Below are 13,381 nucleotides of genomic sequence, written 5' to 3'. Positions count from 1 at the left end.
CTTAGTTCGCACTTTCTACATAGTCTTAATTACTCATTATAAAATTTAACTACTGTCAATCTTTTTGAATTAGCTGGCCAATGCATATAAGAACCTCCACTTTCATCCATTAGCCTAGCCTCAATTTTATTATCATGTCCTAAAATTAAGCTTGTAACAATATGTTTATCAGTTTCTTCACCATCAAATATTACAACTGCACCTGGAATAATTCCTTTATTAATTGCTTTATGCATCTGATTAATTACATTCTCTTTTACACTTTGCTCTAAGAAACTTAATTGCTCATCTATTTTAATCACCTTCTTCAGCCTTTCTTGTAATTACGACTTACCAATTACCGAACCATATGGTTATACAAGTCATTAACGCATTACAAATATATAAAATTAAACATATAACTATTAAAATTATAGATATTACTTCTATACCGACTATTAAGTCATTAAGCTTACTCTCATTATTTATGAGTATTAGTGGAATTAAACCAAATAAAAATGTAAATACCGATAATCCTAATAAAATTTCTATATAATGCATAATTCTATTCCTCCAATTCCTTAAATATAAAACCTCGTTGCTCTAATTTCTTGTAATGCTTATACTGATCCATGCAAATAACTTTAATTGGAATATTACGCATATCTAAACAATTCAATTTAGTTTGTATTGAATCATGAAACTCTTCTATTGCATTATCTAAATCATTCTTCAATACAGCTCTTTGAAATTCATCATCTTCCTCCTTACATTTATTAAGTTCATGAAACAGTGTAGGTTGTCCAATTTTAGATTTCTTAAAGTCTATTGGATTCAATGTAATTGAATTTTTGTATACTTTATTAATTGATTTAAAGAAATTTATGTATAAAGCTATAGCTAACAAATATACACCAATAATTAATACAACCATCATTTCACTACCACCTCCTTAATAAACGCTCTAAGCTCTTTAACTTTATTTACTACAGTTTTAAAATCTTCTATTCCAGTACCATTAATCTCTTTATCAACTATACTATTTAAAGCTTGTTCAACTGTAGCATGAAAGCTTATAGGCCTCCACTGTGGTATTCCTGCTTTTTTACCTTTTTGAGGAATAAATTTCTCCCTAACTATAACATTTAATTCATCCGCTTTAACTTCGTATTTATCACTTATTTTCATCTTTGGTTACACCTCTCCTACAAAATCTTTAATTCTCTTCTTAGCTGTATCTATATACCATTGTTTATCTAGTTTACGGGGAACTTTAATTCCTTTTATATCTCCATTTTCTATAAAGCACCTTTCAGGAGTTCCCCCTATTTTATCCTTTGTATCTTTATATTTTTTAAGCTTATATACTCCAGGATCTCTTCGAGATCTTGAAGCAAATACCCTTAATATATTTTCATTAAGTACCTGGTCACCATATAAGCTAAATTTATATTTACTAGATACTTTAACTACTTTCTGAAATTCTATTAAGTCATTACAATTATTTATAGTTTCTTCTACTGGTATTCCACTAATAAAATATTCCATTAGTGCCTTATTAACTATTGGTAAATCATAATCTAAGGAATTTAATGATTTAACATAGGCGCCTTTAGATTTTATTTTTCCATTATCCATAACTATGATGTAGTTATTAACATCTTTCTGAATTACTTTCTTTATTAAATCATGCTCCAATCCCATTCTTGTTCTAGTTTCCCATTCCTTACATACATCTTTATAAATATCTATAGTTTCCTCATTGGGTAGCTTAAACATAACACCATCTGTATTGGATTGTATTAATTTTGCACCTGGTATTTTATCTGTTACATGTTCAATTAAGTCCAATAGTAAAAGTTGACCGTTGATACATACATTATTAGCTTGAAGTGGATCAAATAAATTGTTGTACTTATCTTTACTAGCTCCATATGTACTATTAAGTACAATTTTATATGGGGCCTGTTCTTTTTTCTTACCTTCTTTTTTTAATTCAACTCTAATATCATATATTTCTTTAAATTTCTCAGCGTGTCGTACATTTCTAGATAAAAATCCATATTCAATCATTAAACTTGGATAAAAACTTGTAACATCTGAATTTATAAATATTCCTTCATCCTGGTACTTAACCCTTGCTCCATGTAATCCACCCCATCCAAATAAATGAATTACATCAGCCACCTCAATTTCAAGTTTCTTTTTGTAATCTAAATTAACAGGATTTCTATACCAATTAACGATAGACTTATATTTTTCAACTTTTAATGTATCTACTATAGTTATTTCAAATTCATCATCATGCTCTCTTTTATCAGCTTCTAAAATAATTGCAGACAATTGAGCCTTAGTTTTATTTATATATTTTAAAGGTAACTTGAATGTCTTAATTAAATTCATTTGGCTATCAAATTCTTCTTTTCTATTAATGAAAACTTTCATTGTTTGTTCTACATCATGATTACAGTAGAAAAATGTTTCTTCTATTTCTTTTGGAGTCAGCTTTCTATCTATATTAAAATTTACAGTTGTTTCTCTTATATCATTTCCCATAAATCCTTCAAGCTGCTTAAGCCCTTTGAATTTATCTGTCATAATATCAAAATTGTAAAATTGTATCTGATTAAAAGCTCTACTATATTGCCATCCACCTAAATTTTTAACTATTATATGGTCATTTATTTTCTTTGGATCCATACCAAGTAATATACCTTTAAGAATATATTGGTCATAGGACCTACTATTATAACCAACCCAAATATTATTTTTGTTCTTCTCATATATTTCTCTTAAAGCATCAGGATCATTAAGTATTTTATTAGTTGACCTAGTATCTGTATCTTTAATTACCACTAACCAATCCTGTGAGAATACTTCAAAGTCATAAAAAAGCATTAACAACACCCCTTTGATCTAAGCCTGTCTGGAATACTCAAATGAGTTTTATTAAGTTTTTTAGCTATTGAATATGCATCATACCCTTGGTTATAAAGATTAATCATTAAATTATCTTCCTCATCGGTCCATTTAATATGATTATCAAGTGGAATTGGTCTATATGGTACATTTAAATCCTTTAACCTCCTTTTTATAGCTGCTTCAGTTCTATTAAATCTACTAGCTAAATCTTTATAAGTATATTTATATGTTTTTATTAAAGAAATTAATAAGGTATCATCTTCTTTAGTCCATGGTCTATTGTGAAATACTTTAGATGGGTTGCTTTTGTCAGCTTTTCTTTTTTCTTCTACCCAACTAGGCTCTTTTCCTAAATTTCCTTTTTCAAATCTTGAAAAGTTTAATAATTGTTTATGACATTCAGCCCATTTCCAGAAAGTTTCTAAATCAACCTTAATCACCTCCTTATTAAGTACTCTTTTAGTTACTCTTGGTAACCCATTATTTAAGAATTTCTTTTTGGTCCATGAATAGCTGTTAAATAACCCTAGTGCTTTTATTAATTGGCATAAAGTTAAAAACTCACCTGCCTGCACAAATCCTCCTAATTTCATTTTTTGAGCTTTAACCATTACAGCTCTTTCTGTTCTATTTAACTTTTTTGCTATATATGAAACTGATAAATTTCCCCATTTATCTTCTAAATAATTCAATTCTTCTTTAGTCCAAATTCTATTTCCCATGAATTTTACTCCTTATAATATCTATTTTTCTTTTTTAATCTAACTTTAGTTTCTTCAACTTTTTTCTTCTGCTCCGGAGTAAATTCAGATAAATCAGCAGCGTAAGGACAATTAGGTTCTTCTCCTAAATAAGGAGTACTTATATCATCTAGTAGCTTATATATTGCACATCCTCTATAATCAGACTTACAACCTACGCACCTAACTTCTGCTATATCAACTAACACATCTTCTAACTTTTCACGTTCTATTACTGCGTACTTTATATGATCATTCACGTCTCTCAATAATTTTTTAACTGTATAATCATCTATTAACTTATAATCAAATTTCATTAGCTGCTTGTTTAATTTACTTAATTCATGAGAATTTAAATTCTCCTCTATCTCATAACAAAACTTCTTAAGATAAGTGTGTACAAGTTTAAGATTCTTTTGCATTCCTGGTGTAATCATCCCTCTTTTAGACCATTCCACCCATATATCAGATGTTATTTTATTATCTAAGTTTCTTTGCCCTTCAATAGTTTGAATGAAAGCTTTAGATATCATATAGAAGTTCTTCTCCTCACTATTTAGATACTCTCTTTTCAATCTCCCCACGTTTTTCACTCACCTTTCTCTGCATTATAATTGAAACATCATCTAATATCATATTAGCCTTAATTAAACTGATATTGTTCTTCTTAAATGCCTCTGTAAGACATTCTGAAAATAACTTTTTAAACACTCCAGTTTGTCTAGTTACTTCATCTTGTATATATTGTTTATTTATATCTCTTTCCAACTTATTGAATTGATCTGTAGTTAACCTTTTCTTAATATATTTAGCTTTTTTTCTTGATTCTGCTCTTCCCATTTTTTAAATTCTCCTACTTTTGATATTAAAAGAGGGAGCATCAAACTCCCTCAGCTGCTATTTCTCAAATACGTCTACTATTTTATATGTGTTATATCCCTTGTTATTTTTTCCATACTCTATTGCGTATTCCAATGTACCTGTTACAGCTTCAACTATGTCCAGTAATATATCATGATATTTACTGAAATTTATGAACTCTACTTCCACACCCGAATCTAAACTTCTAAGCATTTCATTTGCATTATGAATACCAAAACCTTGACTCATGACTTGATTATAGAATATTAAGTTTCCTTTATATTCTCCTGCAATGATTTTGAACCATATGCTTAACATTGGATCACCTTTACTAGATTTCTTTAACTCCATTTTATTAACTTCAACTTCGTAAGTTCCAAGTGGTACTTCCTTATAATCCCCACCATTTTCAGCAGCATCCTTAGCATCCTTAGCTAACCCTTCAGTATCAATTTTTTCATCAAATTCTTCCCAAATATTTTTTGACATATTTTTTTCTCCTTTGTTTAATTTATTTGAGGGATTATGGTTCCCTCAGAACCTTAATTAACTATTCAGCTTTTCTTGATCTTCTTCTACGAGGTTTTTCTTCCTCTTGTACAGGCTCTTTATTTTCAGAAACAGCATCTTCTACTTTGGTTTCTTCCTTAGTTCCTACTTCTTCTGCTTTTGTTCTTCTACTTCTTCTAGACTTGTCTTCTTTCACTTCTTCATCTTTTGTTTCAGGTAATTCTTCCTTAGGTTCTTCTGTCTTTCTAGATCTTCTTGATTCTCTTGGTTCATCTACCTTATCAGAAACATATCCAACTAATTCTTGAGCCCCAATTAATGCTTCAGTAAACTCATTCATATCTAACTTACAAGTCTTAGTTTTAAAATTAAATCTACCTCCACCAAAGACATTTTCATCTTTAGCTAACTGAATAAATCTATCTTCACCCTTCATGTAAGCTCTTATAGTTAAATCTACTGTTCCAGCTAATACATTGGCTACTTTATCACCTATATTAGGTTTATAAGTTGTATACTTATTACCATTCTTTTGAGTTACTTCTGTTGCTACTTCTTTAGATATATAAATTATTTGATATCCTAAAGCTTTAAGTCGCTTCATGTTACTTAGAAACTCAGTCTTAACTAAATCATAGCCTTTACCATAACCTCCATCTGACTCATGCTCCCAACCATACTTGTCATATACATATAACCTACAGTGCTCATATAAATCCTCAACTAAGTCAATACATACTCTTTTAAAGTCATTTTCTTTCTTTTCAAGTTCTGTAATAACATCTAAGAATATCTCCCACGCAAATTGTTTTTTCTGAATTCTTCCTTCATACCAAACTTTATTAGCTATTGGTATAACTGGTGCTGTAGTATTATCTGTGTTACCATCAGTATTTAGGAATAATAAATCTTCATATTGGTCAATGAATGTAGACTTTCCTACATAACTTTGAGCATAAATCCATAAATCAGGATTCTTGTCAATTTTCTTTTCTCTTCTTTTGTTACTTGGTAATATCATGTAATCCTCTCCTTTAATACATAATTCTTCATATTCACACCAGGAACAATATCCCGATGGATTTTTCTTATATTCAACATCTTCAGTAATATTGATTATGTTATTCATATACTTAATTACTTTAGATGCATCATATTTAACTTCCATGATTTTTATTTTTGAGTTTTTTAACTCTTCCTGGAGTCTCTTTCTAAATTGATATAAAGACTCTTCTTTCTTTTGTTTAATGGATATTTTGGGAATAAATATAAATCCTAATTTCCTAACTTTAAAACCAGCTTCTTCTAAGAAATACTTATAAAGATGTAATTGTGGCGACTCTGAATACTTCTCATAATTGTTACTGTACTTATAATCAAATACATCTACTGTTCCATCTTCATTTTTAGTTATTAGATCCACGATACCTATAAATCTATAATGATTGATTTTAAATTCTTTTTTATAGACATATATATTAGCTAATAGCTCATGAATTTTCGGTATTAAATACTCAAACTTCATTACTTCTTCTATGTGCCTATCACTAATTATTGGATAGTTATCGTAATACCATTTAATAGCCGTTTGTAGGTCTTTTTCTGCTCCAAGGTGAATTGTATTACCTACGATTAGAGGATCATCTGCATTTGGCGCTTGTATTGTTTTAAGCTTGTCTACATAGCGCAACTTATATTTGTAAGGACAGCTTAAATGTGTTTCAACTCTTGAATGTGAGTATTGCATTTAATCACATCCTTTAAATTAATACTTTTTGAATTGGTTCTATTTGAATATCCCATCCAGAAGGATCACTGTTAACTATTAAACATTCCTCACTTCTAGATAAAGGACATTTCTCACATTTTTCTTGAGCCTTACATGTTTCTTTTATTAAGTTTAAAGCTTTAATTAATTCATCCATATTTATCCCTCCACATCAAAATTAACTTCTAACATCTTTCTTGATGCTAAGTAATCACATAAGTGAACAAAACTTTGAATTACTGATGTTGGTTTGTCCAATATTTCTTCTTTGGATTTATAATCGGTATTCCATTGTCCCATGTGAGTAGCTATACATTGAGCTATTTTATCCCAAGGACCATCTTCCATAATCTCAATTACTTCATCTGGTAATTCATCTTCTGGAACTTCCCAATATTTATCTTCTAGATATTTAATTACTTCCAAAGGATGAGTTGCTACTGTGTGAGAAGCTCCATCTACCCCATGCTTTACTCCATCGTGTAACAATAATGAGACTCTTATAATGTCTTTTTCATTATCAGTGAAGTTTTGTACTGTTTCATTTTTGAATAACTCTTCAGCTATTCTTACAGCTGCTATTGTATGTCTGACTAATCCACCTTCACCTAGGGCATAAGCTGGGTGATATTTACCAGTACTTGAAGCTGCTACTTCATAGAAGTAATCAGGTAATTGCTTTAAGCCCCATTCAGCAAATACTCTTAGTGGTTTATATTTAATAAAGTTTAACTCTCTCTTAAAATCATACTTTGGTGCTACATACTCCTGATCCACATCTTCAGATATATCTAAATCATCTTGGAATAATTCTTTTAACTTATGAATAGCTTGAAGTGGTAAATCCCAAGATTTATTACCTGGATTATATTTTCTTCCTGATATTGTTTTTATCTTTGACACTGTATCTGCATCATAATCGAATGAAGCATTTAGAGTATCATTGATTTTAATAACTTTAATCACCCATATACCCCCTTACATTTATAAAGTGAACTTTAATATCTTTTGTAAGATCCTTCATGTTAATTTGTTTTATCTTTCCTTTATTAACTCCGTCTACAGTTTCAACTACACTATCTTTAACAAGCCCTTCTCTTTCAAAGTCAACAAAGTTAGCCTTTCCATTTGCTCCTACATATTCAGATACTCCATAATCCTCTAGTAATTCTATTAATTCCATTTTTGCTGAGTCTAAATCTTCTTTATTTCTCTTTCCTTTCTCTTTTAGGTCAAGTATTATGTCAATAAGGTCATCAGCTTTTTCTTGCCATTTTTCTTTTGTCATTTGTGTTTCCTCCTTGTTTTTTGTATTTTTAAAGCATTTTCAATAAGATGTGAGTCAACGTCTTTTGCTCTAAGTCTTTTTTTATAATAATCATTTATTACTTTACTCATAAATTCTGATTTAGTTAGCTTTTGCATATCTCTAATAGCTCCGTCTTTAACTTTTCAAAGTCATTAGGATAAACTATCCTTGAGTAACCTCCACACTGGTCTATAAGCCTAATATTGCGTTTTTGAAGTTCACTAGCACGTCCATTTTCTGCTTTAACTTCTAAAGCTACAAAGTGACCATTAACAACTCCTATTATGTCTGGAATACCTGATTTACTATATGGGCCACTCCATACTTTGAAGTACCATGTATTAGGTAGCTTATCTAAAAACTTCTTTATCTGATTTTCAAAGGTCTTCTCAGCTGCCATTACTCTTCATCCTCAACTGGTACATATCCATCTTCTAATAAGCTAGTGAACTCAACTGTCATATCATTATTTATTTCAAATGTGTATCCTGTTTCCATTTATTTTTCCTCCTTTAAAAACTTAATCTCATAGCTTCCATCGACAACATCATTGATTCCAATGTTAAATTCAACACATTCATCATCAATTTCACTATAATAAGTAGCAGTTATTTCTAATGGGCTGGAGTATGTTATTATTGCATTGGCTTTAATATATGGATAACATTTCTTGTTAACTTTTATCGCTTCCCCTACCTTAAACACTTCTTTATCGAATTGAGGTTTATTAACTATCCCTTTAATATCAGACATATTACTTATCCCCCTTCAATTTAATCCTTATAGAGCTCTTAACATTAGAAGTCTTACTATACTTACTAAATACATCTGGAAGCTCTTTTTTAAGCTTTGAACTATCAATACTTGTCCTAGTTGTTGAAGCTGTATAAGTTACTGTCATAACCTCGTTATCCCATTTCTTTACTCCATGAGTTTCCATAGCATTAAGAAGATCTTCTTTTAACCTCTCTTGTTGTTCTTTAATTGATTTAGCTTGTATCTCTAAATCCTGAAGCTTTTGTAATGCTGGCATGACTTCAATAGGTAGGCCTGGCACTTCTGCTTTGAATTCAATCCCCACCAAAGCTTTGTCGTAACATTCTTTACATTTAGCTATGCTGCAAGCATCATCAATAAATGTATCAACTAATCCGAAATGATTAGGACATAGTTCTTGTTCCTCTGTAAATTTGTCAAATTCCTTTCTAGTCATTTCCTTGCTGTACTCTTCTACTGTTTTTAAATTCATAATCTTTTCCTCCTTAGTTATCCTCAAAATACTTCATCATTCCTGGTGACAATTTCTCATCTATAATTTCCTTATAATAGATATCTTCATAATTGAATTTACTAATATCCTTACTTTTCTTTAAGAAGCCTTGACTATCTAAATCTGAAATAACCATTTCGACTAACTTAGGTATTACTCCACTCTCTTCTATTTGTTCTACAAATATTCCATCTTCAATGTAAGTAATCATTCTGCTATCAGGTGTGTTCTTCTCATCTTCAGATAATTCAAAAAGTGCCTCAACCACTTCTGAGCCTAGATTTTCTTCTATGATGGTAACTACATCCCCATAACTCATTACAGTTTCTGTTTCATTTTTTAACTTTTTATAAGTTATAACTTTGGGCATATTCAGTCCTCCAATTCCTCAAATAACTTATTAGTGAAATCTCTACGTTGTCCTAATACTTCATATATTTTTTCTTCTATACTTCTTTCAGTGATTAAGTAGTAATAGAAGCAACTATTCTTTTGACCTATTCTGTGAATACGCTTTTTACTCTGCTCAAATAACTCTGAACTAAGTGGTAAGCTAAAATATATGATTTTATTAGCTTTCTGAAGATTAAGTCCCATAGCTCCAGCTTGATACTGAATTAATGTTACAGAGTCCTGGTCTTTCTCATAACATTTAAGGTCCTTACGCTGACCATTAACAACTGATACTGGTCTTTCCATTCTGATACACATATCTTCTATCTTTTCTAACTCTTCATTAAAGTTATAGAAGATGATTACTCTATCATTAGTGGACTCTAATAAATCTCTTAACATCGTTGTCTTATTACTGTTATACTGACTAGCTAATTGTCTTTGATATAGAAGCTTCGTCAAGGACGTATCCCCTACCAACTCTTTACCATCAATTTCAATAAGTCTGTTCTTAACAAACTTCTTATATTCTTTAGTAGACTCAACTTTAATTACGTTATCTAATTGCTCTGGAAGATCTAATACTTCTTCTGTCTTCATAAACACAGCACCGTACTCTCTTAACTTAGCTTTAAGTCTATCTACATTCTTATAACCAACTACTATTGGAATACTGAATCCGTTAATATCCATCTTCCTAGTAACAATGTAAGTATCCCAGAAGGCTTTCTTGTTAATCTTCCAGCCTAGCAGCTTACATTGGGAATATAACTCTTCATACTTTCCACCTGTTGGTGTTCCACTGAGTAATATTACATTTGATGGTTTAAGTTTTAATATGAACTTAGTTCTATTAGATTTTTCATTTTTAATGCAGCTTGATTCGTCTAACATTAAAGTGAAATCTTTTAATTCTAATAATTCTGGTCTTCTCCAAACCAAATCATAATTTATGATTATTACTGAATTTGTTGGAATACTTTCCATTGACTTTGAATATATAATAGTGTTATATTGTGGATAATAAGTTTTGAAGTGCTCACACCAATCTTGTAACTTTGATTTTTGGCAGATTATCAAATTCATATTGGCGTTGAGCTCTTTTAATTTTTCTGAACCAACGAATGTTTTACCTAACCCCATGTCAAGGTAATATGCACATCTATTGAAATCTTTAGTGGCAGCTATAGATCTTTCTTGATGTGGTAATAATGTTACTTTACTCATCTAATCCTCCTATCAATAGCATTGCTATTTAGAAGTAATAACTTTTGGAGTTTCTTTTCTTCCTTTTCAAAATATCCTGGAGTAACTAATCTTTTAAGCCTTTTAAAAGAAAGTTTACTATTGTCAATCTTCCTTCCCATCAGTTGATACCTCCTTAATCCCAAATGCTTTTAATCTAACCTTAAACTGATCTATTTCTTCATCTGTAAGACCTCTAAAATCCTCCATATGAATTGTTTCAGCAATTAAAATCAAATCACCTACTATTGGATAATAATTTAGTGCATTACCGTTATATAATACTGTTCCAAATTTATTTAATGCTTTTTCTTTCAACAACCCTTCTTCATCAACTATGAATAAAGTTCCTGGTAATAACATTTCTGTTTGATATGCAATTGTAGGATGTACTGGTTCTATTAGACCACCTACTATATTTTGCAACTCCCTATAATCGTTATTGATGTTAACAATCTGATAAGTATCATTTGTTTTTACTACTATTACGTTCACCCTTTATTACCTCCAATTCCATTTTATATTTCTCATAAGCTTGTCTACGTGCTGTTTCGAATTCTAACCCCTGCTGCATATTATCTTTTATCTCATCTGATATCTTTAAATAGACTTCAATAATTTTCACATCTTACAGCTCCTTAGATACGCGTTTAAACTCATATAAAATATATCCATGAAGTCTTTAGAACTTGTTCTTTTAGAAAAATGAATCCTATTTGCTTTTATATCAGCTGTAGTCATATCCATAACTCTTTTTAATACCTTGGAACCATATTCTTTTATTACACATTCTATTTCTTTAATTTCAGCTTTCCCCATTGTTATTACCTCCATAGTACTTGTCCAATTCAATTTTAATTTTTTTATAAAGATTCTTTTCTGTTTTTAAATCTCTAGATAATATTCTTGAAGTGTCGATATCTCCAATAGAATTGCATATATCAACTGTGTTTTGTTTTCTTTTTATGCTTGTCCCTAAGGCATGCTTTAAAGCATTTAACTCATACTTACTCAAACCATTAAACATTATTTATCTCTCCTAATATCATCAACCATCTGTCTATATTTATTAAATTCATCTATACACTTTGGACATAATTTTATTCCTAAAACCTCTGTTAAGTTATCTGTTTCATTACAACAATGACATCCTGGAGTATACTTTTTTAAAATTATGTTATCCCCATCTGTAAAGAATTCTACAGGATCACCTTCATTGATATTTAATACTTTTCTTGTTTCCTTTGGTAAAGTTACTCTTCCTAACTCATCAAGTTTTCTAATTATTCCAGTTGCTCTCATGATATTACCTCCTAAAAATTAATAAAATCCTACTTTTTAATCATTTGATATTTAACTATTTCGCTATTTCACTCGCCTTCTCAAGCACTCCTTTCATAGTGTTAGCGCCATATTTTTTTATTAGCCCATTTGCTAAGATTCTATGGAACTCTTTAATAGTTTCTTCATCTGGAGCTACTCCAACAACAAATTCGAAATCTTTCATACAAAATTCCTTTAAAAAATTAATCTGTAATATACTATTCAAATATAAGTTTTGAGGTTACTAAGCTTTTGATAATATTTCAGCTAATACTGGAATTACATTATCGTAATACCTAAAGCTCTCAACTTCTTTACTTGAATATCTAGATTTATCATGAAATAGCTTCCCGTATTCTTCAGTTTTTAAATTATACTTATTAGCAAGAATCCCAACCTTAGTAGAAGTTATACCTAACTCATTTCCAATCTCTGTAGCTGAGTAAGTTTTTCTTTCTGCTACTGGTAATGGCAATAACTTTTCTCCTGTAACTATCTCTGTAGCCTTACTTTGTAGGACTTGTACATATTCTTTAGATAAATTAGGATTATTAGATATCTTAAGTAATATATTTGCTTCTCTTGCTCTAGCATTTTTCAATCTTGCTTCAATTTCTTTTTCTTTAATTGAATTGTCTACTGACTTGGTTTTATTTTTTGTTTCTGCCCTCATATTGAAATATCCATCAACCAACTTCTCGTATTGTTCCCATGCAACATCATCTTCTAGTATCTTAAGAAGTTTTGAGTATCCTCTTTCACTTAATAAGTAGATATTATTTGCATTTGCATATGACTGATTACTGTAACCCAACTCTAAACTCAGTGATTTATACTCACCCACTTTTAAATCAATAATATCTAAATAGTCATTAAATCTTTTTCTATTATTGTTTATATTTCTATTTATATCTTTTAACTCTCTTCCATGAATATTAGCAATCTCTTTAACTAACATTGCTTTCTTGCCTTCACCAAACCCTCCTTCTATATCATGGAACTTCATTCCATCTATTTCTTTTAATCCATTAATTTTTATGATTGGGTTATTCATTTCCATA

General features: G+C 30.0%; 26 protein-coding genes. All 26 read right to left on the bottom strand.

Annotated elements, in window-relative coordinates:
• Nucleotides 1-29 precede the first annotated feature (29 nt).
• The 26 genes from DR024_RS16385 to DR024_RS16280 all read right to left on the bottom strand — a co-directional run bounded on the left by DR024_RS16385 (nt 30) and on the right by DR024_RS16280 (nt 13,374).
• Entirely contained in the window at nt 30-302 is a 273-nt protein-coding gene (locus tag DR024_RS16385; protein WP_111919264.1) for a hypothetical protein, read from the bottom strand.
• Nucleotides 303-330: 28 nt separating this feature from the next.
• Entirely contained in the window at nt 331-540 is a 210-nt protein-coding gene (locus DR024_RS16380; protein ID WP_055254742.1) for a hypothetical protein, read from the bottom strand.
• 4 nt (nt 541-544) lie between these two features.
• Nucleotides 545-916, bottom strand: a complete 372-nt coding sequence (locus DR024_RS16375) for a hypothetical protein (protein ID WP_111919262.1) — start codon at nt 914-916, stop codon at nt 545-547.
• The gene (locus DR024_RS16370; RefSeq protein ID WP_055254738.1) at nt 913-1,167 is read right to left on the bottom strand and encodes a hypothetical protein; all 255 of its coding nucleotides are present in this window, start codon (nt 1,165-1,167) and stop codon (nt 913-915) included. The genes DR024_RS16375 and DR024_RS16370 overlap by 4 nt, the downstream gene beginning before the upstream one ends.
• Nucleotides 1,168-1,173: 6 nt before the next feature.
• Nucleotides 1,174-2,877 carry a hypothetical protein gene (locus DR024_RS16365; RefSeq protein ID WP_111919260.1) on the bottom strand — a complete coding sequence of 568 codons (1,704 nt, stop codon included), beginning with the start codon at nt 2,875-2,877 and terminating at the stop codon, nt 1,174-1,176.
• On the bottom strand, nt 2,877-3,623 hold the full coding sequence (locus DR024_RS16360) for an SANT/Myb-like DNA-binding domain-containing protein (RefSeq protein WP_111919258.1): 747 nt from the start codon (nt 3,621-3,623) through the stop codon (nt 2,877-2,879). Before DR024_RS16360 ends, DR024_RS16365 begins: the two co-directional genes overlap by 1 nt.
• A gap of 5 nt (nt 3,624-3,628) precedes the next feature.
• Complete coding sequence (locus DR024_RS16355) at nt 3,629-4,225, bottom strand: DUF5651 domain-containing protein (protein WP_146742891.1); 597 nt, start codon at nt 4,223-4,225, stop codon at nt 3,629-3,631.
• Nucleotides 4,194-4,481: a hypothetical protein gene (locus tag DR024_RS16350; protein WP_111919254.1), complete on the bottom strand. Its 288-nt coding sequence runs from the start codon at nt 4,479-4,481 to the stop codon at nt 4,194-4,196. Before DR024_RS16350 ends, DR024_RS16355 begins: the two co-directional genes overlap by 32 nt.
• A gap of 57 nt (nt 4,482-4,538) precedes the next feature.
• Nucleotides 4,539-4,991 carry a DUF669 domain-containing protein gene (locus tag DR024_RS16345; RefSeq protein ID WP_111919252.1) on the bottom strand — a complete coding sequence of 151 codons (453 nt, stop codon included), beginning with the start codon at nt 4,989-4,991 and terminating at the stop codon, nt 4,539-4,541.
• 61 nt (nt 4,992-5,052) lie between these two features.
• Nucleotides 5,053-6,759, bottom strand: a complete 1,707-nt coding sequence (locus tag DR024_RS16340) for an AAA family ATPase (RefSeq protein WP_111919250.1) — start codon at nt 6,757-6,759, stop codon at nt 5,053-5,055.
• A gap of 13 nt (nt 6,760-6,772) precedes the next feature.
• Nucleotides 6,773-6,937, bottom strand: coding sequence for a hypothetical protein (locus DR024_RS17820; protein ID WP_172458964.1), 165 nt, complete (start codon nt 6,935-6,937; stop codon nt 6,773-6,775).
• Between the two features lie 2 nt (nt 6,938-6,939).
• Complete coding sequence (locus DR024_RS16335; RefSeq protein WP_111919248.1) at nt 6,940-7,746, bottom strand: hypothetical protein; 807 nt, start codon at nt 7,744-7,746, stop codon at nt 6,940-6,942.
• Nucleotides 7,739-8,068, bottom strand: coding sequence for a hypothetical protein (locus DR024_RS16330; RefSeq protein WP_055254723.1), 330 nt, complete (start codon nt 8,066-8,068; stop codon nt 7,739-7,741). The genes DR024_RS16335 and DR024_RS16330 overlap by 8 nt, the downstream gene beginning before the upstream one ends.
• Nucleotides 8,069-8,192: 124 nt before the next feature.
• Entirely contained in the window at nt 8,193-8,489 is a 297-nt protein-coding gene (locus DR024_RS16325) for a VRR-NUC domain-containing protein (protein ID WP_111917940.1), read from the bottom strand.
• A 98-nt stretch (nt 8,490-8,587) separates the two neighbouring features.
• A complete protein-coding gene (locus DR024_RS16320) occupies nt 8,588-8,842 on the bottom strand; it encodes a hypothetical protein (RefSeq protein ID WP_055254719.1) in 255 nt (84 codons plus the stop codon).
• A gap of 1 nt (nt 8,843) precedes the next feature.
• Complete coding sequence (locus DR024_RS16315; RefSeq protein WP_055254717.1) at nt 8,844-9,338, bottom strand: siphovirus Gp157 family protein; 495 nt, start codon at nt 9,336-9,338, stop codon at nt 8,844-8,846.
• Nucleotides 9,339-9,351: 13 nt separating this feature from the next.
• Nucleotides 9,352-9,729 (bottom strand): hypothetical protein, encoded by a 378-nt coding sequence (locus DR024_RS16310; RefSeq protein WP_055254715.1) that lies wholly within the window; start codon nt 9,727-9,729, stop codon nt 9,352-9,354.
• 2 nt (nt 9,730-9,731) lie between these two features.
• Nucleotides 9,732-10,979, bottom strand: coding sequence for a DEAD/DEAH box helicase (locus DR024_RS16305; RefSeq protein ID WP_111919246.1), 1,248 nt, complete (start codon nt 10,977-10,979; stop codon nt 9,732-9,734).
• Complete coding sequence (locus DR024_RS17815; RefSeq protein ID WP_172458963.1) at nt 10,976-11,119, bottom strand: hypothetical protein; 144 nt, start codon at nt 11,117-11,119, stop codon at nt 10,976-10,978. The genes DR024_RS16305 and DR024_RS17815 overlap by 4 nt, the downstream gene beginning before the upstream one ends.
• A complete protein-coding gene (locus DR024_RS16300) occupies nt 11,103-11,492 on the bottom strand; it encodes a DUF3846 domain-containing protein (protein ID WP_111919244.1) in 390 nt (129 codons plus the stop codon). Before DR024_RS16300 ends, DR024_RS17815 begins: the two co-directional genes overlap by 17 nt.
• Nucleotides 11,464-11,622: a hypothetical protein gene (locus DR024_RS17810; RefSeq protein ID WP_172458962.1), complete on the bottom strand. Its 159-nt coding sequence runs from the start codon at nt 11,620-11,622 to the stop codon at nt 11,464-11,466. Before DR024_RS17810 ends, DR024_RS16300 begins: the two co-directional genes overlap by 29 nt.
• Entirely contained in the window at nt 11,619-11,816 is a 198-nt protein-coding gene (locus DR024_RS16295; protein ID WP_111919242.1) for a hypothetical protein, read from the bottom strand. The genes DR024_RS17810 and DR024_RS16295 overlap by 4 nt, the downstream gene beginning before the upstream one ends.
• A complete protein-coding gene (locus tag DR024_RS16290; RefSeq protein ID WP_111919240.1) occupies nt 11,803-12,024 on the bottom strand; it encodes a hypothetical protein in 222 nt (73 codons plus the stop codon). The genes DR024_RS16295 and DR024_RS16290 overlap by 14 nt, the downstream gene beginning before the upstream one ends.
• Nucleotides 12,024-12,299 carry an AbrB/MazE/SpoVT family DNA-binding domain-containing protein gene (locus tag DR024_RS16285; RefSeq protein WP_055254704.1) on the bottom strand — a complete coding sequence of 92 codons (276 nt, stop codon included), beginning with the start codon at nt 12,297-12,299 and terminating at the stop codon, nt 12,024-12,026. The genes DR024_RS16290 and DR024_RS16285 overlap by 1 nt, the downstream gene beginning before the upstream one ends.
• A gap of 55 nt (nt 12,300-12,354) precedes the next feature.
• Nucleotides 12,355-12,504: a hypothetical protein gene (locus DR024_RS17805; protein ID WP_172458961.1), complete on the bottom strand. Its 150-nt coding sequence runs from the start codon at nt 12,502-12,504 to the stop codon at nt 12,355-12,357.
• Nucleotides 12,505-12,564: 60 nt separating this feature from the next.
• Nucleotides 12,565-13,374 (bottom strand): ORF6N domain-containing protein, encoded by an 810-nt coding sequence (locus DR024_RS16280; RefSeq protein ID WP_172458960.1) that lies wholly within the window; start codon nt 13,372-13,374, stop codon nt 12,565-12,567.
• Between the last annotated feature and the right edge of the window lie 7 nt (nt 13,375-13,381).

It is taken from the genome of Clostridium paraputrificum (assembly GCF_900447045.1).
GTDB lineage: Bacteria > Bacillota > Clostridia > Clostridiales > Clostridiaceae > Clostridium > Clostridium paraputrificum.
Note: the sequence above shows the minus strand (reverse complement) of the source record. Positions and strands in the feature narration are given on the sequence as shown.